This is a genomic window from Pseudarthrobacter cellobiosi (assembly GCF_023913815.1).
Lineage (GTDB): Bacteria > Actinomycetota > Actinomycetes > Actinomycetales > Micrococcaceae > Arthrobacter > Arthrobacter cellobiosi.
In genome coordinates, this window is record NZ_JAMXBK010000019.1 from 134,020 (window position 1) to 152,611 (window position 18,592).

The window sequence follows — 18,592 nt, forward strand, 5'->3', positions numbered from 1 at the left end:
TGAAGCAACCCAAACAACCTGCCACATAGATGGCATCTTGAAAGGAAGAAAAATGGAAGGCACCATCAACGGCTCCCTCAACCTCATCGGCTACGGACTGTCCGCAATCGGCGGTGGTATCGGTGTTGGCCTCGTGTTCGCTGCTTACATCAACGGCGTAGCACGTCAGCCGGAAGCCCAGCGCGTCCTGCAGCCGATCGCATTCCTCGGCCTCGCGCTGACTGAAGCCCTCGCCATCCTCGGCCTGGTCTTCGCTTTCGTTCTCTAGTCTGACTTCAGAACCAAGCGAACATCCAGAACCGAGTAGATAAGGACGGGTGAATTATGTATCAAACGATCATCTCAGCCGCCGTGGAAGGCGCCGAGGCGACCAACCCGCTCGTTCCCAACGTCTGGGAAATGGGCGTCGTTCTCGCCGGCTTTGCTGTCCTCATGTACATCGTGGTCAAGTTCGTTGTCCCGATGTTCGAGAAGACGTTTGCAGAGCGTGCCGAGGCCATTGAAGGTGGCATTGCCAAGGCAGAAAAGGCGCAGGCAGAGGCTTCTGCAGCACTCGAAGAGTACAAGCAGCAGCTGACCGATGCCCGTGCCGAGGCCAACCGCATCCGCGAGGAAGCCCGTGCTGAAGGCGCCCAGATCCTTGCAGATCTGAAGGAAAAGGCTGCCGCTGAGTCTGCCCGCATCACGGCACAGGCACACGTGCAGATCGAATCGGAGCGCCAGGCCGCAGTTGTGTCCCTGCGCTCCGAGGTAGGCACGCTGGCCACCACGCTGGCAGGCCGCATCGTTGGCGAAGCACTTAACGATGACGAGCGTTCAGCCCGTGTGGTTGACCGCTTTCTGGCAGATCTGGAGAACCAGAACGCAGGTGCAGCTAAGTAATGTCAGGTGTATCGAGCGAATCGCTGACCACGGCGCTGACCCAACTGGAAGCAAAGCTTCCGTTGGCCTCGCTGCAGTTGGCTAAGGAACTCTTCGGAATCCTGGGAACGGTGGACAGCTCGGCTGGCTTGCGCCGCGCCCTGACTGACCCGTCCCGCACCGGTGACGAAAAGTCGGCGCTTGTCAGGCAGCTTGTTGGCGGAAAAGTCTCCGCTGAGGCTGCGGACATCGCGGGCGGACTGGCCAGTTCACGCTGGGCATCGGCCCGAGACATCGGCGATGCACTCGAGACGCTTGCCGCAACGGTGGTTATCGCCGTTGCTGAAAACAAGTCGGCCGTTTCTGCCTCCGGAATCTCTGGGCTGGAAGAGCTGGAGAACGATCTGTTCTCCTTCAACCAGGCCGTTGCCTCCAACCACGAGGTACAACGTGCTCTGTCGGAGCCGCAGGCCAGTGCTGCAGCGAAGACCGCGTTGGCGCAGAAGCTGCATCCCGGCGCAGGCGAGGAAGCAAAAGTCCTCATCGCGCAGGCAGTTTCCCAGCCCCGCGGCATCAAGGCGACGCGGCTCGTAGCCCGGTTCGCCGAGCTGGCAGCCAAACGGCAGCAGCGCTGGATTGCAACGGTCAGCGTCACCCGTCCCTTGACGGAGATGCAGTTCGCCCGCCTCCAGGCAGGGCTTAATTCCCTGTACGGTCGCGAGCTCAAGATCAACCTCACCGTTGATCCTGAACTGATCGGCGGAATCCGTGTCCAGGTGGGTGACGAAGTGCTCGACGCTTCGGTTATCACCCGGCTGGGACAGCTTCACCGCCAACTGGCCGGATAGCCGGACAAGCACAACTTAACGAAACGAAACCCCGGTCATCGTGAGCAACGATGATCACGAAAACAGGAGAGCAGGGACTGCAGATGGCCGAATTGACCATCAACGCCGACGACGTCCGTATTGCGTTGAACGAGTTCGCGGCGTCCTACGAACCCGGAAACGCTGAGCGCGTAGAGGTTGGCCGTGTAACAACCGCAGGTGACGGCATCGCCCGTGTTGAGGGCCTTCCCTCGGTCATGGCGAACGAGCTGCTTCGCTTCGAAGACGGCACCCTGGGCCTGGCCCAGAACCTTGACGTCCGCGAGATCGGTGTCATCGTACTCGGTGACTTCACCGGAATCGAAGAGGGCCAGGAAGTCCACCGCACGGGTCAGGTTCTGTCCGTACCGGTAGGCGACGCCTTCCTCGGCCGCGTGGTTGACCCTTTGGGCCAGCCCATCGACGACCTCGGCGAGATCAAGGCCGAAACCACCCGTGCCCTGGAACTCCAGGCGCCCGGCGTGACCCAGCGTAAGTCGGTCCACGAGCCGATGCAGACCGGTCTGAAGGCTATCGACGCCATGATCCCGATCGGCCGCGGCCAGCGCCAGCTGATCATCGGTGACCGCCAGACCGGCAAGTCGGCTATCGCGATCGACACCATCATCAACCAGAAGACCAACTGGGCTTCCGGCGATGTGACCAAGCAGGTGCGTTGCATCTACGTGGCAATCGGTCAGAAGGCGTCCACCATTGCGGCTGTCCGTCAGACCCTTGAGGACAACGGCGCACTGGAATACACCACCATTGTGGCTTCCCCCGCGTCTGACCCCGCAGGCTTCAAATACCTGGCACCGTACGCCGGTTCGGCCATCGGACAGCACTGGATGTACGGCGGCAAGCACGTCCTCATCGTGTTCGATGACCTCTCCAAGCAGGCCGAGGCCTACCGTGCAGTTTCACTGCTGCTGCGCCGCCCGCCGGGACGCGAAGCCTACCCGGGCGACGTCTTCTACTTGCACTCCCGCCTGCTGGAGCGTTGTGCCAAGCTCTCCGACGAGCTCGGTGCCGGCTCGATGACCGGCCTGCCGCTCATCGAAACCAAGGCAAACGATGTCTCTGCCTACATCCCGACCAACGTGATCTCCATTACCGATGGCCAGATCTTCCTGCAGTCGGACCTCTTCAACGCCAACCAGCGTCCGGCCGTCGACGTGGGTGTCTCTGTGTCCCGCGTGGGTGGTGCTGCTCAGGTCAAGTCCATGAAGAAGGTCTCCGGTACTTTGAAGCTGGAATTGGCCCAGTACCGCGACATGCAGGCTTTCGCCATGTTCGCATCTGACCTCGATGCCGCATCGCGCCAGCAGCTGACCCGCGGCGCCCGCCTGATGGAACTGCTGAAGCAGGGCCAGTACTCACCGTTCCCGATTGAGAACCAGGTTGTGTCCATCTGGGCCGGTACCAACGGCCACCTCGACGAGGTTCCGGTTGAGGACATCAACCGCTTCGAGACCGAATTCCTGGAGCACCTCAAGCACAAGTCTTCCATCCTGACCACGCTGGCGCAGACCAACGTTATGGACGATGACACCGCTGCTGCACTGAAGACCGCAATCGTGGCCTTCAAAAAGGGCTTCTTCGGTGAGGGTGACAACCGCCTGGTAGGCGCTGGCCACGAGGAGCACGAAGCTATCTCGGAAGCCGATGTAGACCAGGAAAAGATCGTCAAGCAGAAGCGCTAGTTTCGCTGGCAGGGACTGTCGGAACCCCGAGGTTCCGGCAGTCCCGGCCACCGGGATCTTAGGAAAGGAAAAGTATGGGAGCCCAGATTCGGGTCTACCGCCAGAAGATCAGCTCGACCACGTCGATGCGCAAGATCTTCAAGGCGATGGAACTGATCGCTACCTCGCGCATTGGCAAGGCCCGCGCACGCGTAGCGGCTTCACTGCCTTACGCAAACGCGATTACGCGTGCCGTTTCTGCTGTCGCAAGCCAGAGCGAAATCGACCACCCGCTGGTCACCGAGCCGACGCAAATCCGCCGGGCAGCTGTCCTGGTTATCAGTGCAGACCGCGGCCTTGCAGGATCCTACTCGGCGACCGTGCTTAAGCAGGCGGTCGGTCTCACCGAGCTGCTCCACGAGGAGGGCAAAGAAGTCAAGACGTACGTGATGGGCCGAAAGGCTCAGGCGTACTTCGACTTCCGCAACCTTTCTTACGAGCGCGTGTGGACCGGCAACACTGACGCGCCGGAGTTTGGAACTGCACGTGAGGTCGGCGCGGCATTGCTCGAAGCCTTCGCTGCAGACTACGAAGAGGGCGGCGTGGACGAGATCCATGTCGTTTACACCCGCTTCAAGTCCATGGTGACGCAGGAGCCGACGGTTATCCGTCTTCTTCCGCTTGAGGTTGTCGAAGAGCAGGCGGCGTCCGAGTCGGACCTCCTGCCGCTCTACGAATTCGAGCCGGAAGCGGAGCAGGTTCTTGATGCCCTGCTCCCGCGCTACATCGAGTCACGCATTTTCGCCGCCATGTTGCAGGCAGCAGCTTCCGAGCTCGCAGCCCGCCAGCGGGCGATGAAGTCCGCCGGTGACAATGCCACGGACCTCATCAAGAAGTACACGCGTCTGCGCAACACTGCCCGTCAGGCTGAAATTACGCAGGAGCTTTCCGAAATTGTTGCAGGTGCTGACGCCTTGAACGCGTCCTAGCCTGCACGGTCCGGTCCAGCTGTACCTGCACTAAAGAACAAACTTAAACCCCACGCCATCTACTGAGTGAAGTGAGAGAGATGACTGCCACTGCTACCGAACACGTAGCCGCAACGTCCGGTGCGACCGGCCGTATTGCACGTGTTATTGGCCCGGTTGTCGACGTCGAATTCCCGGCTGACGCAATCCCCTCGATTTACAACGCCCTCACCACGGAGATTACCCTCAACGGTGAGACCAAGACCATCACGTTCGAGGTTGCCCTGCACTTGGGCGACAACCTCATCCGCGCCATTGCCCTGCAGGCTACCGACGGACTCGTCCGCGGCACCAACGTAGTGGACACCGGTTCTCCGATCACCGTGCCCGTCGGCGACGGCGTCAAGGGCCACATCTTCAACGTCCTCGGCAAGCCGCTGGATGTTGACGAGTCCGAGATCCAGGCTGCGGACTACTGGCCGATCCACCGCAAGGCCCCGGCCTTCGCAACGCTCGAAGGCTCCACCGAGATGCTGGAAACCGGCATCAAGGTCATTGACCTTCTCACCCCGTACATCAAGGGTGGAAAGATCGGCCTCTTCGGCGGCGCCGGCGTGGGCAAGACGGTTCTGATCCAGGAAATGATCACCCGTGTGGCCCGTAACTTCGGTGGTACCTCGGTATTCGCCGGTGTTGGCGAGCGTACCCGTGAAGGTAACGACCTCTGGGTTGAAATGGAAGAGGCAGGCGTCCTCAAGGACACCGCCCTAGTATTCGGCCAGATGGATGAGCCGCCGGGAACGCGCCTGCGTGTTGCACTGTCCGCCCTGACCATGGCGGAGTACTTCCGCGATGTGCAGAACCAGGACGTGCTGCTCTTCATCGACAACATCTTCCGCTTCACCCAGGCAGGCTCCGAGGTTTCCACCCTCCTCGGCCGCATGCCGTCGGCCGTGGGCTACCAGCCCAACCTGGCTGACGAGATGGGTCTCCTCCAGGAGCGCATCACGTCCACCAAGGGCCACTCGATCACCTCGATGCAGGCCATCTACGTTCCCGCAGATGACTACACCGACCCGGCCCCGGCCACGACCTTCGCGCACCTCGACGCAACCACGGAACTGTCCCGTGAAATTGCTTCCCGTGGTCTGTACCCGGCCGTTGACCCGCTGACGTCGACGTCCCGCATCCTGGACCCGCAGTACATCGGTCAGGACCACTACAACACGGCTGTCCGTGTAAAGCAGATCCTGCAGAAGAACAAGGAACTCCAGGACATCATCGCCATCCTTGGTGTTGACGAACTGTCGGAAGAGGACAAGATCGTCGTGTCGCGTGCACGCCGTATCCAGCAGTTCCTCTCCCAGAACACCTACACCGCCAAGCAGTTCACCGGCGTCGAGGGCTCCACTGTGACCATCAAGGACACGGTTGAAGGCTTCACCGCTATCTGCGACGGCGACCTTGACCACGTTGCAGAGCAGGCGTTCTTCAACGTCGGCGGCCTGGACGATGTTGAGCGCCAGTGGGCCAAGATCCAGGAACAGACCAAGTAATATGGCTGAGCTTGAGGTTGAGATTGTCGCAGCGGATCACTTCGTGTGGTCCGGAGCGGCCAAGATGGTCAAGGCCCGCACCAGCGATGGTGAGATCGGAATCCTGCCCGGCCACTCGCCCCTGCTGGCGATCCTGGCCGAAGGTGAACTGGCGATCGAGCCGGTTTCCGGGAACCGCATTGCCGTGGCTGTTGACGGCGGATTCTTCTCCGTCGACAACAACCGCGTGGTGATTGTTGCTGACAACGCCCAACTGGGTGACGCGGCTACTGCTGGGATCCGCTAGCACGACCTTGATGGACGCTCCGACTTTTACGTTCATCGCCTTGGCAATCGTTTTCGGATTGCTGATTTTCGCACTGTGCCTTTCGGGGGTGCGCCGCTTCAATCTGCGGCGCGCCCTTGGCACAGTGGACGCCTCCATTTGCGTTGCTGGAAACAGCTGGCAGATGGGGGTTTGTCGTTATCAGGACAACGACCTTGAATGGTTCCGCCTGCTGTCCCTGAATGTGCGTCCCAAACATAAGTTCAAGCGCAGCTCCCTGGAGCTGCTGGGCCGCCGCAAGCCCACCGAGGCCGAGGCCGTGAAGGTCCAGCCCGACGTCGTGATTGTTGAACTGCGGTACGAAGGCCAGGATTTGCGGCTGGCCATGAAATTCGATGCGTACACGGGGCTGTCCTCCTGGCTGGAAGCCGGGCCGGTCATCGGCGTGGGTACCTGGCGCTAGCCACGTGGACTGGATTGCTGACATCCGGTTGACCGACGGACCGGTGTACTGGGCCGCTTGGGTCCTTGGTGCCGCCGCGGCTCTGTCCCTGATCTGGCCTCCGCGCGCCCTTGGCCGCCGCCGCTGGTTCCTCAGTGTTGCCGCCGCTGTTGCCGCAGCCGCCGCCGTGGTGCTCCTGGTCCATTGGATCCTTATCTATTGGGCCTCTGCCTTCCCCGAAGAACTGCCGTTCGACGTCTTGGCCTGGGTGTTCCCGGCCGTGGCCGCCCTCCTGCTGGTGTTGCTCCGGCTCTCCACGGCGTCGTGGCGCCGCCGTGCGCTCGATGTGCTCGCCCTCCTGGCCGTGGTGTTGCTGGCTGCGGTTCAGATCAACGCGTATTTCGGCCTCAACCGGACAGTTGCGGACCTGACAGGAACGGCGCTGAGCCGCATCCCGGCCCTGGAACAGGAGCTGATGCGCCAGCCGGACAGCCCTGCCACGCCCCTGGACGGATGGAAACCCTCCAATGAGATCCCTGCCGACGGCGTTGTTCGCACCGCATCCATTCCAGGAACGTCCTCGGGTCTCCAGGCACGCGACTCGTACATCTACCTGCCACCGGCCTACTTTGCTTCGAATCGTCCCAGCCTTCCGGTCCTGGTTCTGGTCCCCGGCCAGCCCGGCGGCCCTGCCGACTGGTTGACCGGCGGGTCGCTCCCGGCACGCATGGACACTTTCGCCGCCCGGCATGGGGGAGCGGCGCCTGTTGTTGTGGTGGTTGATCCCAACGGCAACCAGTCAGCGAACAATCTCTGCATGGACAGCGCCATCGCCAAGGCAGACACTTACCTCTCTGTCGATGTGCCGGCATGGATCTCGGGAACGTTGGACGTGGACTCCGACCACCGGCAATGGGCCATCGGCGGTTTCAGTTTTGGTGCCACCTGCGCAGTTCAGATGGCCACCCGCCACCCGGAGCTGTACACGGGTGTTCTCGCCTTTTCCAGCGAGAGCGAGCCTGCGCTGGCCAAGGAACGCCAGAAAACGGTTGATGCGGCCTTCCACGGCGACACTGCTGCCTTTGATGCCCAGATACCGCTGACGCTGTTGAAGGAGCGCAAATATCCTGGCAGCGTGGCGTATTTCGCGGCCGGGGCCACAGATGCGGAGTTCGTCGCAAATCTGCGGACCCTTGAGGCGGCGGCCCGCGGGGCAGGTCTCACCGTGGGCTCGGACGTGGTGGCTCACACCGGCCATTCGTGGGACGTGCTGACTCCCGGCATGGACAACGGGCTTGAGCTGCTGGCTGCTCACTGGGGGTGGGCGAAATGAGGGAAGCTGGCGAATCCCGTGCGCCGGCCCTGCTCTGGTCAGCCGTCCTGTTTCCGGTTGGCCGAAGAATGCGGGGCTACCTGCGGTCGGTGCCACTGACCCTCAGCATCCTCGGCATTTTCCTGTTGGTCGGGGCGGCAACCGGCAGCTTCCTCAGCGGACCGCCGGAAGAGCTTCTATCCCTCGCAGGCGTCAGCGCCCCTGGTCTGAAGGCCGGCAACTGGTGGGCACTGGTGACGTCACTGTTCTTTGCCACGAACCCGCTGGCCTACCTGGTGGCGTCCCTGATGATCCTGCTGCTGCTGGGCCTGGCCGAGAGGAACCTTGGGCCCCTTCAGACTGCGGCGTATTTCGTCGGTGGCCAGTTTGTTGCTGTCACAGTCTTCCTGCTCCTGACCCAGTTGGCGAGGTATGCGGGAGACGGCTGGCTGGGGCTGATGGCCGACAACAGCCTGATCGGTCCCTACGCCGCTATCCTTGCGGCGTCGCTGGCCGCGAGCGGCAGGATCCCTGTTCTGTGGCGGCGCCGGTTGCGGACGGCGCTGCTCTCGGTGTCGCTCCTGCTGGTCCTGTATGTGGGGCATGCCGAGACCGTCATCGGCCTGGTAGGTGCAGCGGTGGGTCTCGCAGCCAGCTGGTGGAACCAGGGCGACCACGGCCAGCTTCATCCGGCCCGCTCAAGCGGCAGGGAAACCAGGAACCTGCTCGCCCTCACGGTGGCCGTGTTTGCGGTGGGACCCATTCTTACCGCTGTTGCCCGGACGCCCACCGGCCCGCTTGCGCTGCTCCGGGACGTGGTGTTGAACCCCATGCCCACATTGGGTCAGCTCGAAGCAAACTGTGGAGCAACAGTGGAGGCATCCTGCCTGGAGGTGGGGCGGACGGGCTTCGCCGGACCCTTTGGCCTCGCCCTGGCAGTAGTGCCGGTGGTTCTGCTCCTCATCTGTGCTGACGGAATGCGCCGCGGCCGCCGCATGGCACTGCGCATCACATTGGCCCTTCAGCTGGCCGTCACGGCGATGGCCGCCGTCTACCTGGCCCTGTTCGCGCTGATCCCGCACTATCCCGCGCGGCCGCACACAGCCGCCATGGGTTCAGGTTTTGCCCACATCCTGCCTTTGGTGATCGTCCCACTGCTGCTGGCGGTCCTGCTCTGGGCTAACCGCCGCCAGTTCCGCGTCGAGACGATCCCTGCCGCCCGCCGTCGGCTCTTGGCGGTGGTCGTTGGCGTCTGGCTCCTCCTGGCCGGGAGCTACGCCCTGGCCTGGTTTGCCGCTGGGGGAATGACGCGCGACGGCGGCCTGCTGGGCTTGCTGGCCGAACTGTCCAGGCAGTATCTGCCGGTTCCACTGCCGAATCTCTACCACCGGGTTTTTGCTGAACGGGACGGCCTCGAGTCCCTGATCTTTGGCTATTCCGGACCGGTCTTCTGGCTTGTTGCGTTGGCGGGCGTCTGGTCCGTGCTCCTGGGCCGGCACCATGGCAGCGATTCGGGCCACGACGACAGGGCCGCGGCCCGGAAGCTGTTGCATGAGGGCGGCGATTCACTGTCGTGGATGGCCCTCTGGGAGCCCAACCGGTACTGGTTCAGCCCGGATGGACGCGGCGCCATCGCCTACCAGCTGCATGGCAGTGTCGCCCTGACGTTGGCCGGCCCCTTCGGTGCGGCCGACTCCCGTCAGCGGACCGCCGAAGGGTTTCTTTCCTACTGCGGCAACCGCGCGCTCATCCCGGCCTTCTACTCGTGCGATGACACGCTGTGGCCCCTCCTGCAGGACCGGGGCTTCCAGCGCGTGTCAGTGGCGCAGGAGACCAGGCTGTCCGTCCGGCAACTTGAATTCACGGGCAAGGAATGGCAGAACGTCAGGACTGCGCGGAACCGCGCCGCCAAGATGGGCGTCAAGGCCGTCTGGGGTACGTACCACGGGCTTCCGTCCGCCCTGCGTGCCCGGCTCAGCGAAGTGTCGGAGGAATGGGCGGCAGGAAAATCAGTTCCGGAAATGGGATTCACGCTCGGCGGCATGGATGAGCTGATGGACGACGAAGTGCTGTGCTGCCTGGCCGTGGATGGCGACGGCCACGTGCACGGGGTGACCAGTTGGTTGCCCGTTTACGACGGCGGGACGCTGGTCAGCCGCACACTGGACGTTATGCGCCGGGGTGCTGACGGATTTCCCGGGGTGATGGAGTTCCTCATTGCTTCGGCGGTCCTGGAGTTGCGCGAATCCGTGGAGGTGATCTCGCTCTCCGGGTCCCCGCTCGCCAGCCGGCCCGGCGACGAAACGCCGGGGGAGCCGGTGCCCGCAGAGAACCTTGTCCGCATCCTCGATGTGGTGGGCCACGCCCTCGAACCGGTCTACGGATTCCGGTCCCTGGCGGCTTTCAAATCACGCTTCAAACCCGAGTACCGGGCACTTTACCTGTATTACCAGGATCCTCTGCAGCTGCCGGCGATCGGACGGGCGCTCACGCGGGCCTATTTGCCCGGCCTTTCGCTGCGGCAGGGGGCCCGGCTGGTCCGGGACCTGGTTGGCCAGGGAAGCTGATCCTCACAGCGGCACGAACGATTTGCGACTGGAAAGTCACGGTGGACAAAGACATTGCGGACAAAGAAAAGACCCCCGGCACGGATGCCGGGGATCTTTTCTTCGCTGGAGGCCACGCAGATGGCGGCCGCCGGGCGGGGGACTAGACCAGCGTTACGCCGGTAGCCTGGGGGCCCTTGGCACCCTGACCGATTTCGAACTGAACGCGCTGGTTCTCGTCGAGGGTCTTGAAGCCACCGGTCTGGATTTCCGAGTAGTGAACGAAGACATCGCCATCGGAGTCATCCGGGGTGATGAAGCCGAAGCCCTTTTCAGCGTTGAACCACTTGACGGTTCCCTGTGCCATTTATTTCTCCTCATTATGGAACTTGTCTAAGTCCGGCACACCTCGTGCCGGACTCGGTCACTCCGCGAGAAGAATCCTTCAATGCCGTTCCTGGGAACCTGCGCTGCAGGAGCTTCGCGCTCGCAACATGTCTTGCGAGCATGAAAAAACACCTACACAAAGACTGGTCTAAGAATTTCATGCCGATTCCGTCAGGTCAACGCCTCTGAACGGCCAATACGGCAAATTTCGCCGAAAAACCGGATGAATCCCCTTGTCAGGGGGCCGCAGGCGTCACCGGAGCGGATACCAGCGTTAGAAAAGCCGGGAGTCGCTGTCGTCCACGCCGCGCATGGCGTCGTAGTCCAGCGTGATGCAGTCGATGCCGCGGTCGTTGGCCAGCACCTTGGCCTGGGGCTTGATCTGCTGGGCAGCGAAGATGCCACGGACCGGGGCCAGCAGCGGATCGCGGTTCAGGAGTTCAAGGTAGCGCGTGAGCTGCTCCACGCCGTCAATGTCGCCCCGCCGCTTCAGCTCGATGGCCACGGTGGCTCCGCTGGCGTCACGAGCCAGGATGTCCACCGGGCCGATGGCGGTGAAGTACTCGCGGCGAATGAGCGAAAAGCCTGAACCCAGGGTCTCGATCTGATCGGCAAGCAGGCGCTGGAGGTCGGCTTCGACGCCGTCCTTGATGAGACCGGGGTCCACCCCAAGGTCGTGGGAGGACTCGTGCAGCTGCTCGTGGATGTTGATGATCAGGCGGTCATCGGTCTTGGCGGACTGGACCGTCCACTGTTCCGTGACGCCAAGCTCCAGGTCAATGTCCTCCGGCGAGGACACCCGCAGGGTGGCAGGCGGGCTCATCCAGTTCAGCGGCTTATAGGAGCCGCCGTCGGAATGAACCAGCACCGAGCCGTCGGCCTTGACCAGCAGGAGCCTGGTGGCAAGGGGGAGATGGGCTTTGAGCCGGCCAACATAATCAACTGAACATCGGGCTATGACAAGTCGCACGCCGTACACACTACCGGGGCTGGGGCAGAATGGAGGCATGCCGCGTTCCAACCGTCCCCGCCGCCCTGCCTCCGGAAAGCCGGGCATAGCTGGCGGAAAGCCGGTAGGCAAGAAGGGCAACGGCGACGTTCCGGAGTTGGATTTGGAGCGGGCGCGGGCTGGAATCGCCCGCCGGGAAAGCGCGCCCGACGGCGAGTGGACGGTCAGGACGATGACCGCCAGGAACGCGGAAAAGACCTACATTTGCCCCGGCTGTTCCACCGCTGTGGTCCCCGGCATCGCCCACCTGGTGGTCTGGAAGGACGATCACATATTCGGTGCGGCCGCAGGCCTGGCTGAGCGCCGCCACTGGCACACCAACTGCTGGCTGTCCCGGACGTACCGTTACCGCTGACAGCCGGCGCCCCGGAGAAGCCGCGTTAAGAGCCAGCGCGCTGCGCCTGCGGACGCCGGGAGTCGCTAAGCTGGCAGGCATGACTTTTGATCCCGCGTCGTACGAATTCAGCCGGCCAACAGGGCCCGCACCCATCCGCGCGTCAACGGTGCTGCCGGCCCGGCGCGAGAACATCGAGCTCCGCACCGAAGATGGCCACACGCTGGTGGGGGAGCTGGCGCTGCCCGAGTCCGGCCAGATCACGGCGACGTTGATCACCCTGCATCCGCTTCCGACGCACGGCGGTTTTATGGACTCGCACGTGTACCGCAAGGCGTCCTACCGGCTTCCGGCCCTGGCCGGCGTGGCTGTGCTTCGTTTCAACACGCGCGGGACGGAGTCGCCGCGGGGAACCAGCGCAGGTTCCTTCGAAGAGGGGATCGGCGAGCGGCAGGACGTTGAGGCGGCGGTACGTTTCGCCGTCGAACGCCAACTGCCCAACCGCTGGCTTGTGGGCTGGTCCTTCGGCACCGAACTGGCGCTGATGTACGGTGCCGTTGAGCCGGTGGCGAGCCAGATTGAAGGTGCCGTCCTGCTGTCGCCTCCGCTGCACCGCGCCACCGACGCCCACCTGCGCCTCTGGGCGGACTCCGCCAAGCCGCTCACCGTCCTCGTGCCAGAGCATGACGACTACCTGCAGCCCGCCGCCGCCGCTGAACGTTTCAGCTTGGTGCCGCAGGCCCGGGTGGTGGGTGTCGACGGCGCCAAACACCTTTGGGTGGGGGAGAAATACGCTTCGCGCGTGCTCAACGAAATCGTCGATGAGGTGACGGAGGCAGGCTCCGGTCCCGAAGGCCTGCCGCAGGTGTGGAACGGCCCGGTGGCCACTGCGGCCGCCTAGCGGCTGCCGCTACTAGTGCCTGTCCGCTAGTGCTTGTCCTGGCGGACGATGTAGATCTCCTTGACCAGCAGCAGGATGGCCGCCGCCGTCGGGATAGCGATCAGCGCGCCCAGGACTCCGAGCAGGCTGCCGCCGGCAATGACCGAGATCACGGCCACGGCGCCCGGCACGGCCACGGCTTTCTGCATGATGCGCGGCGAGATGAAGTAGGCCTCGAACTGGAGGTAGGCGAAGTAGCAGATGCCGTAGACGGCGGCGGTCTGCCAGCCCTCCGTCAGCGATACCAGCAGGACCACGATGCCGGCGATCATGCCGCCCACCAAGGGGATGAATGCCAGCAGTGCCACAACGAAGGCCAGCAAGAGGGCGTACGGGACACCCACAATGGACATCACGATGAACGCGAACGTGGCATTGAGCAATGCCACGCAGGCCTGCCCGATCACGTAGTTGCCGACGGATCGGGTGATCTCCTCGGAGAGGGCTTCAACCCGGGCCCGGCGAGACCGCGGCGCCAGCCGGTAGCCCCACTTCTTCATGGCCGGGAGGGCTGCGAGGAAGTAGAGGCTCAGAACCAGGACGATCAACGTGCCGAAGAGACCGTTGGCCAGGGTGGAACCGAAGCCAACCACGCCACCGAAGATCCCGCCCATCGCCTCGGGGTTGTTGACGAACTTGTCGAGTTCCTCGTTGATGCGGTCGCGCACACCAAACTGGTCATCCACGTTGCGGAAGAACTCAGAGTCGATGAAGTCCCGTACCCAGGTGGGTGCCTGCACCACAATTTGGGTGACCTGTTCCACGATGGTGGGGATGAGGGTAGCGAAGAACCCTCCCACAGCCACCACCAGGACCAGGACGGCCAGAAGAATGCCGACCGGGCGGGGAATCCGGCGGTTCTCCAGCCAGCCGACCACGGGTTCCAGGCCAAGGGCAATGAACAGGGCAGCCACAATCCACAGCAGCAGCTGCGTGGTGTTGGAGCCGATCCAGTAGACCAGCAGGGCAAGGCCCACTCCTACGGTGCCCATGAAGCCCATGTAAAGGGGATGTTGCATCGACATCCGGGGACCCGGACGGCCAAACTGCGCGGCTGTCCCGCCAGTCCCGCCGTCTTCGGTGGCGGCAGGAACTTCGGTGTGGTTGTAATCCGGCGGGATCTCAAACCGGAGCCTGGGCTGGGCGCCCGGCAGCGGCTGGCGCAGGCGACGCACAAGCTGGCCCAGGGCCGCAGCTGCGGAGCCCCGTCGCTTCGCCGTCCCAGGCATGTCCGGCGAGGATTCCAAAGCGCCAGCGGCCGGTTGATTTTCGTGTCCCGTGGAGGACTCTTCCGTCTTGTCAGTCACTGGATTCTGGGGCCTGTTCCGTGCGTGGCGCCGCATTTGCGCGCCGGTGTGATGATCATCGCAAACACTATCAGCAGCCTTGCCAACAGGAGCGAGGGCGCCCGCCGGGCCGCCCGGGCGCCGCCGATTCCGGACTCCGCTGGCGCCCAATCGGGGGTTCTGGTAACAAAACGGTTACTATTGAAAGTAAACCCCCGCGAATGATAGGTGTTTCCTTTGCGCTTCAAGACTGCAGTTGCACTCGTGCTGCTCGGCCTCCTGACACTTCTGGCCGGTATTGGCCAGAAGACAATCTGGGCTCCCTCCGAGACCTTTACGGCTTCCGCCCCGGCAAATGCCGCGGAGGCGCCGCTGACCGTCATCGACCAGAACCTGCGCACCGCGCAGGGCGGAACGGTGAAGATCAAGATCGAAGGCGACGGCAACTTCCTGCTCGCGGCCGGCCGGCCTGACGACGTGGACGCCTGGGTAGGCCCGACGGCCCACAACACCATCACTGGGGTTTCCGAGGACAACAAATCCCTGCAGGTTGAGCACGCCGACGGCGACGCCACGGCGCCGAATCCGTCCGGATCCGATCTCTGGGTTTCCACTGAGAACGCGAGCGGTGAGCTGGAGTACTCGTGGACGCCCCCCGCTGACGGCGAATGGTCGCTGCTGCTGGCGTCCGATGGCACCAAGCCCGCACCGTCGTCGATCTCCATGACGTTCCCGAATGACACCTCCACCCCGTGGGCCATCCCGCTCATGGTGATTGGTGGCCTGCTGATCCTCGCCGGCATTGCCCTGGTGGTCCTGTCCGCACGCAAGCGGGACGGCGAAGGCAACGGCACGGGTAGCCTGTTCGCCCGGCGCGCCCGGGCCAAGGCCGAGGCAAGGTCCGCCTCACGGCTCGGCATGGTGTCCGGCGGCATTGTCACCGCCGCTGTGACCGCCCTCGTGGTAGCTGGCACGGGTGCCGTCGCCAACGCGGCCACCACGCCCGCGCCTGCTCCCACGGAATCCACGTCGTCCGAGGCCGCCCAGGGCGCCGCGCCGGTCCTCTTGGACGCCCAGTTCCGCAGGATCCTGGAGCAGGTCTCCAGCACCGCCGACGCCGGTGACGCCGCAAAGGACGCAGCCAAGCTCGCAGAGCGCGTAGCCGGGACGGAGCTTGAGGTCCGTACGCAGAACTACAAGATCCGTTCCCAGGTGGGCACTTATGAAGCCCGGATGCCCGTCCGTTCCACCAAGCTCCTCACCACGGTGGTCACCAGCGACCGCAGCTGGCCGCGTTCAGTCCTCGCCGTTACGCAGGGTGACGGCAACGTCGTCCCGCAGCTGCTCACCCTGGTCCAGCCCTCCCCGCGGGAGAACTACAAGCTGACCGAGACCACCCCGCTGCAGCCGGGAACTACGTTCCCCGCCATCGGCCGGAACGGCACCGACACGCTGGCTGCCAACGACAAATCCGGCCTGCTGTACAGCGGCGATGAAGCCCTGGCCGGGCTGGCCGACCGCCTGACGAATTCAGAGTCGAGCTTCAAGGACAAGCTGGTGGAGGGCGCATCCTCGCCGTACATCGCCGACACGCTCTCCTACCAGGCCGAGGTAGTCAAGTCCGGCGAAAACGGCAACTTCTCCTTCACCCACAAGGTAGTACCGGAAAGCACTGTGGTGTTCCGGACGGCCGACGGCGGGGCGCTGGTGCTGGGCCGGATCAACTTCGGCTTTGATGGCACGCCCAAAGCCTCCGGTGACAAGCTCACCATCGGCGACGACGCCGCGGCGCTCGCCGGCGGCAAGGAAACCACCACCGGCATGGTCCTGAACTTTGCTGAATCAATGGCGGTCTACGTTCCGCCGGCAGGATCTACTGATCCCATCAAGCTGGTGGCCGCAACGCGCGGGCTGGTAGGCGCAAGCTTCAAATAGGTCCGCAGGGTCCATTCCCTGATGCAGTACCCCCGGCAGCGGCCGGAGTGGCTAGAGTGGAAAGCATGAGTTCGCCAGCTTCCCGCCCAGTCCCTCCAGCCGCTGCCAGCCTGCTTAACCTGCGTGGCGCCGTCGACCTTTCATCCCTGAAACAGCGCCAGGCGCCGCCTGCGGCTCCCGGCAATCCGCCGGTTCCCGGGGATGCGGGTGCCAGCGCAGAAGCAGGTGCGGTATCGCCCGACGACGGCGCGGCACCGCTGCGGGTCACTGTCACCGAAGGCAATTTCCAGGAACTCGTGGAGCTCTCCGCCCAGGTTCCGGTGGTCTTCGCGCTATGGGCCGCGTACTCGCCGGAATCCGCCGCGATGCTCGACTCGCTGGAGCGGGTCATCAACAGCTACGGCGGCCGCCTGGTCTTGGGTGCGGCGGACATCGAAGCGTTCCCGCAGCTGGCACAGGCCTTCCAGGTCCAGGCCGTCCCCACAGCCGTCGCCGTCCTCAAGGGCCAGCCCGTACCGCTCTTCCAGGGCGGCGCCGAGGAAGCCCAGATCCGGCCCCTCCTGGATGAACTGCTGAAGGTCGCGGCCGCCAACGGCGTTACGGGCAGCCTCGGCGGGGGCAGTGCGCCCATGGAGACTGAACCAGCACCTCTTCCGCCGCTGCACCAGGCCGCGTTCGACGCCATTGAGGCGGGCGACTATGAGGCAGCCGCCGTGGCCTACCGCCAGCTCCTGCTGGAAATGCCCGCCGACGCCGAGGCCAAGGCCGGCCTGGCCCAGGTGGAGCTGATGGCCCGGCTCCAGCCGCTCTCCGCCGAGGACTCGGAAGCCTTGCGTACCCTCGCCGCTAACGAACCTGACAATCTGGCCGCCCAGCTGGGCGTGGCGGACCTGGACGTGTCCGGCGGCCACGTGGAGGACGCGCTGAACCGCGTGGTCAGCTTCATCGGCCGGAACTTCGGCCCGGAACGGGAGACCGCCCGCGTACGGCTCCTGGAACTCTTCGACGTGGTGGGCACGTCCGACCCCCGTGTTGCCAAGGCACGCCAAGGTCTCGCCCGGGTCCTGTTCTAGTGCCGGCCCTGTTCCAGCCGCTCAAGCTCCGCTCCCTGGAGCTCACGCACCGCGGCTGGGTATCACCCATGTGCCAGTACAGCTGCGGTCCCGACGGCGCCCCGGGGGTTCCGAACGACTGGCATCTGATGCATCTGGGCTCCTTCGCCGCGGGCGGCGCGGCGTTGATCCTCACCGAGGCGGCCGCCGTGAATGCGGCCGGCAGGATCAGCCCCCGCGACGCCGGGCTGTACAACGACGAACAGGCCGAGGCCTGGCAGCGGATCACGTCCTTTGTGCACCGGCACGGTGCCGCGGAAGCGAAGATCGGCGCCCAGCTTGCCCACGCCGGCCGGAAAGCGTCCGCCTACTGGCCGTTCGCCGGGCAGCGGGGCAGCGTCCCGGAGTCCGACGGCGGCTGGCCCACGGTGGGTCCGTCAGGGCTGGCCTTCGACGGCTTTGCCGAACCCGCCGCGATGACCGAGGCGCAGATCCAGGACGTCATTGCCGATTTCGCAGCGGCCGCTGCGCGTGCCGTGGACGCCGGCTTCGACACCGTGGAGATCCATGGCGCGCACGGCTACCTCCTGCACCAGTTCCAAAGCCCGCTGATCAATACCCGGACCGATTCCTGGGGAGGGGACGAGGCCGGCCGGAACCGGCTGATGCTCGCCGTGGTTGATGCCGTCCGCAACGTCATCCCCGAATCCATGCCCCTGCTGCTGCGGATTTCAGCCACCGACTGGGCGCCGGGCGGCGTCGATGTCCAGGCTTCGGTCCGGCTGGCCGCCCAGGCGGCGGAGCACGGGGTGGACCTTATCGACGTCTCCAGCGGAGGAGCCGTGGCCCATCAGGACATCAGGCCGGGTCCGGGCTACCAGACGGAGTTCTCCGCACGCATCCGCCGGGAAGCCGGGGTCCTCACGGGCACCGTGGGCTTGCTGACTTCCGCAGGCCAGGCCGAGCATGCCGTGGCCACCGGACAGGCCGACGGCGTGTTTATTGCCCGGGCCGCGCTCCGGGATCCGCACTGGTGGCTCCGGGCGGCGTATGAACTGGGGCACAACCTCCCCTGGGCGCCGCAGTACGAACGGGCCATTCCGCGGCATTCGTTCTAGGCTTCCCTACGCCTTTGGCCTACTCCTGCGGGA

Annotated in this window: 18 protein-coding genes; 15 read left to right on the forward strand and 3 right to left on the reverse strand. The window is 64.3% G+C overall.

Annotated elements, in window-relative coordinates:
• Positions 1 to 52 precede the first annotated feature (52 nt).
• The 10 genes from atpE to NG701_RS05390 all read left to right on the forward strand — a co-directional run bounded on the left by atpE (position 53) and on the right by NG701_RS05390 (position 10,519).
• Positions 53 to 268, forward strand: coding sequence for an ATP synthase F0 subunit C (gene atpE / locus NG701_RS05345; RefSeq protein WP_056349415.1), 216 nt, complete (start codon positions 53 to 55; stop codon positions 266 to 268).
• 56 nt (positions 269 to 324) lie between these two features.
• A complete protein-coding gene (locus NG701_RS05350; protein WP_185260923.1) occupies positions 325 to 882 on the forward strand; it encodes a F0F1 ATP synthase subunit B in 558 nt (185 codons plus the stop codon).
• A complete protein-coding gene (locus NG701_RS05355; protein WP_252565145.1) occupies positions 882 to 1,709 on the forward strand; it encodes a F0F1 ATP synthase subunit delta in 828 nt (275 codons plus the stop codon). The genes NG701_RS05350 and NG701_RS05355 overlap by 1 nt, the downstream gene beginning before the upstream one ends.
• A gap of 83 nt (positions 1,710 to 1,792) precedes the next feature.
• Complete coding sequence (gene atpA / locus NG701_RS05360; RefSeq protein ID WP_252565251.1) at positions 1,793 to 3,430, forward strand: F0F1 ATP synthase subunit alpha; 1,638 nt, start codon at positions 1,793 to 1,795, stop codon at positions 3,428 to 3,430.
• Positions 3,431 to 3,504: 74 nt separating this feature from the next.
• Positions 3,505 to 4,398 (forward strand): F0F1 ATP synthase subunit gamma, encoded by an 894-nt coding sequence (locus NG701_RS05365; RefSeq protein WP_248759992.1) that lies wholly within the window; start codon positions 3,505 to 3,507, stop codon positions 4,396 to 4,398.
• Between the two features lie 80 nt (positions 4,399 to 4,478).
• On the forward strand, positions 4,479 to 5,933 hold the full coding sequence (gene atpD / locus NG701_RS05370) for a F0F1 ATP synthase subunit beta (protein ID WP_252565147.1): 1,455 nt from the start codon (positions 4,479 to 4,481) through the stop codon (positions 5,931 to 5,933).
• A gap of 1 nt (position 5,934) precedes the next feature.
• Positions 5,935 to 6,219 carry a F0F1 ATP synthase subunit epsilon gene (locus NG701_RS05375; protein ID WP_056349400.1) on the forward strand — a complete coding sequence of 95 codons (285 nt, stop codon included), beginning with the start codon at positions 5,935 to 5,937 and terminating at the stop codon, positions 6,217 to 6,219.
• 10 nt (positions 6,220 to 6,229) lie between these two features.
• On the forward strand, positions 6,230 to 6,661 hold the full coding sequence (locus tag NG701_RS05380) for a DUF2550 domain-containing protein (RefSeq protein WP_252565149.1): 432 nt from the start codon (positions 6,230 to 6,232) through the stop codon (positions 6,659 to 6,661).
• Between the two features lie 4 nt (positions 6,662 to 6,665).
• Positions 6,666 to 7,973: an alpha/beta hydrolase gene (locus tag NG701_RS05385; RefSeq protein WP_252565151.1), complete on the forward strand. Its 1,308-nt coding sequence runs from the start codon at positions 6,666 to 6,668 to the stop codon at positions 7,971 to 7,973.
• Positions 7,970 to 10,519 (forward strand): bifunctional lysylphosphatidylglycerol flippase/synthetase MprF, encoded by a 2,550-nt coding sequence (locus tag NG701_RS05390; RefSeq protein WP_374208653.1) that lies wholly within the window; start codon positions 7,970 to 7,972, stop codon positions 10,517 to 10,519. The genes NG701_RS05385 and NG701_RS05390 overlap by 4 nt, the downstream gene beginning before the upstream one ends.
• Before the next feature lie 142 nt (positions 10,520 to 10,661).
• On the opposite strand, the gene NG701_RS05395 is transcribed toward NG701_RS05390, so the two are convergent.
• Positions 10,662 to 10,865, reverse strand: coding sequence for a cold-shock protein (locus NG701_RS05395; protein WP_011692441.1), 204 nt, complete (start codon positions 10,863 to 10,865; stop codon positions 10,662 to 10,664).
• Between the two features lie 294 nt (positions 10,866 to 11,159).
• Complete coding sequence (gene nucS, locus NG701_RS05400) at positions 11,160 to 11,855, reverse strand: endonuclease NucS (protein ID WP_058933052.1); 696 nt, start codon at positions 11,853 to 11,855, stop codon at positions 11,160 to 11,162.
• A 37-nt stretch (positions 11,856 to 11,892) separates the two neighbouring features.
• Between nucS and NG701_RS05405 the strand changes: the two genes are divergently transcribed.
• Complete coding sequence (locus NG701_RS05405; RefSeq protein WP_058932022.1) at positions 11,893 to 12,249, forward strand: Rv1322 family protein; 357 nt, start codon at positions 11,893 to 11,895, stop codon at positions 12,247 to 12,249.
• A gap of 79 nt (positions 12,250 to 12,328) precedes the next feature.
• Complete coding sequence (locus tag NG701_RS05410) at positions 12,329 to 13,129, forward strand: alpha/beta hydrolase (protein WP_252565153.1); 801 nt, start codon at positions 12,329 to 12,331, stop codon at positions 13,127 to 13,129.
• A 26-nt stretch (positions 13,130 to 13,155) separates the two neighbouring features.
• On the opposite strand, the gene NG701_RS05415 is transcribed toward NG701_RS05410, so the two are convergent.
• Positions 13,156 to 14,397, reverse strand: a complete 1,242-nt coding sequence (locus tag NG701_RS05415; protein ID WP_252565254.1) for an AI-2E family transporter — start codon at positions 14,395 to 14,397, stop codon at positions 13,156 to 13,158.
• A 294-nt stretch (positions 14,398 to 14,691) separates the two neighbouring features.
• Here NG701_RS05415 and NG701_RS05420 point away from each other — a divergent pair, with 294 nt between their 5' ends.
• The 3 genes from NG701_RS05420 to NG701_RS05430 all read left to right on the forward strand — a co-directional run bounded on the left by NG701_RS05420 (position 14,692) and on the right by NG701_RS05430 (position 18,559).
• Positions 14,692 to 16,389, forward strand: a complete 1,698-nt coding sequence (locus NG701_RS05420) for a DUF8094 domain-containing protein (protein WP_252565155.1) — start codon at positions 14,692 to 14,694, stop codon at positions 16,387 to 16,389.
• A gap of 65 nt (positions 16,390 to 16,454) precedes the next feature.
• On the forward strand, positions 16,455 to 17,462 hold the full coding sequence (locus tag NG701_RS05425; RefSeq protein WP_252565157.1) for a tetratricopeptide repeat protein: 1,008 nt from the start codon (positions 16,455 to 16,457) through the stop codon (positions 17,460 to 17,462).
• On the forward strand, positions 17,462 to 18,559 hold the full coding sequence (locus NG701_RS05430; protein WP_252565159.1) for an NADH:flavin oxidoreductase/NADH oxidase: 1,098 nt from the start codon (positions 17,462 to 17,464) through the stop codon (positions 18,557 to 18,559). Before NG701_RS05425 ends, NG701_RS05430 begins: the two co-directional genes overlap by 1 nt.
• The last annotated feature ends 33 nt before the right edge of the window (positions 18,560 to 18,592 follow it).

What these genes read in the sequence shown, in the direction of transcription:
- atpD (WP_252565147.1), top strand. Translation starts at nt 4,479, where the DNA reads ATGACTGCCACTGCTACCGAACACGTAGCCGCAACGTCCGGTGCGACC.
- NG701_RS05375 (WP_056349400.1), top strand. Translation starts at nt 5,935, where the DNA reads ATGGCTGAGCTTGAGGTTGAGATTGTCGCAGCGGATCACTTCGTGTGG.
- NG701_RS05350 (WP_185260923.1), top strand. Translation starts at nt 325, where the DNA reads ATGTATCAAACGATCATCTCAGCCGCCGTGGAAGGCGCCGAGGCGACC.
- NG701_RS05390 (WP_374208653.1), top strand. Translation starts at nt 7,970, where the DNA reads ATGAGGGAAGCTGGCGAATCCCGTGCGCCGGCCCTGCTCTGGTCAGCC.
- NG701_RS05365 (WP_248759992.1), top strand. Translation starts at nt 3,505, where the DNA reads ATGGGAGCCCAGATTCGGGTCTACCGCCAGAAGATCAGCTCGACCACG.
- NG701_RS05355 (WP_252565145.1), top strand. Translation starts at nt 882, where the DNA reads ATGTCAGGTGTATCGAGCGAATCGCTGACCACGGCGCTGACCCAACTG.
- NG701_RS05380 (WP_252565149.1), top strand. Translation starts at nt 6,230, where the DNA reads ATGGACGCTCCGACTTTTACGTTCATCGCCTTGGCAATCGTTTTCGGA.
- atpE (WP_056349415.1), top strand. Translation starts at nt 53, where the DNA reads ATGGAAGGCACCATCAACGGCTCCCTCAACCTCATCGGCTACGGACTG.
- NG701_RS05395 (WP_011692441.1), bottom strand. Translation starts at nt 10,865, where the DNA reads ATGGCACAGGGAACCGTCAAGTGGTTCAACGCTGAAAAGGGCTTCGGC.
- NG701_RS05405 (WP_058932022.1), top strand. Translation starts at nt 11,893, where the DNA reads ATGCCGCGTTCCAACCGTCCCCGCCGCCCTGCCTCCGGAAAGCCGGGC.
- NG701_RS05410 (WP_252565153.1), top strand. Translation starts at nt 12,329, where the DNA reads ATGACTTTTGATCCCGCGTCGTACGAATTCAGCCGGCCAACAGGGCCC.
- atpA (WP_252565251.1), top strand. Translation starts at nt 1,793, where the DNA reads ATGGCCGAATTGACCATCAACGCCGACGACGTCCGTATTGCGTTGAAC.
- NG701_RS05415 (WP_252565254.1), bottom strand. Translation starts at nt 14,397, where the DNA reads ATGCCTGGGACGGCGAAGCGACGGGGCTCCGCAGCTGCGGCCCTGGGC.
- NG701_RS05425 (WP_252565157.1), top strand. Translation starts at nt 16,455, where the DNA reads ATGAGTTCGCCAGCTTCCCGCCCAGTCCCTCCAGCCGCTGCCAGCCTG.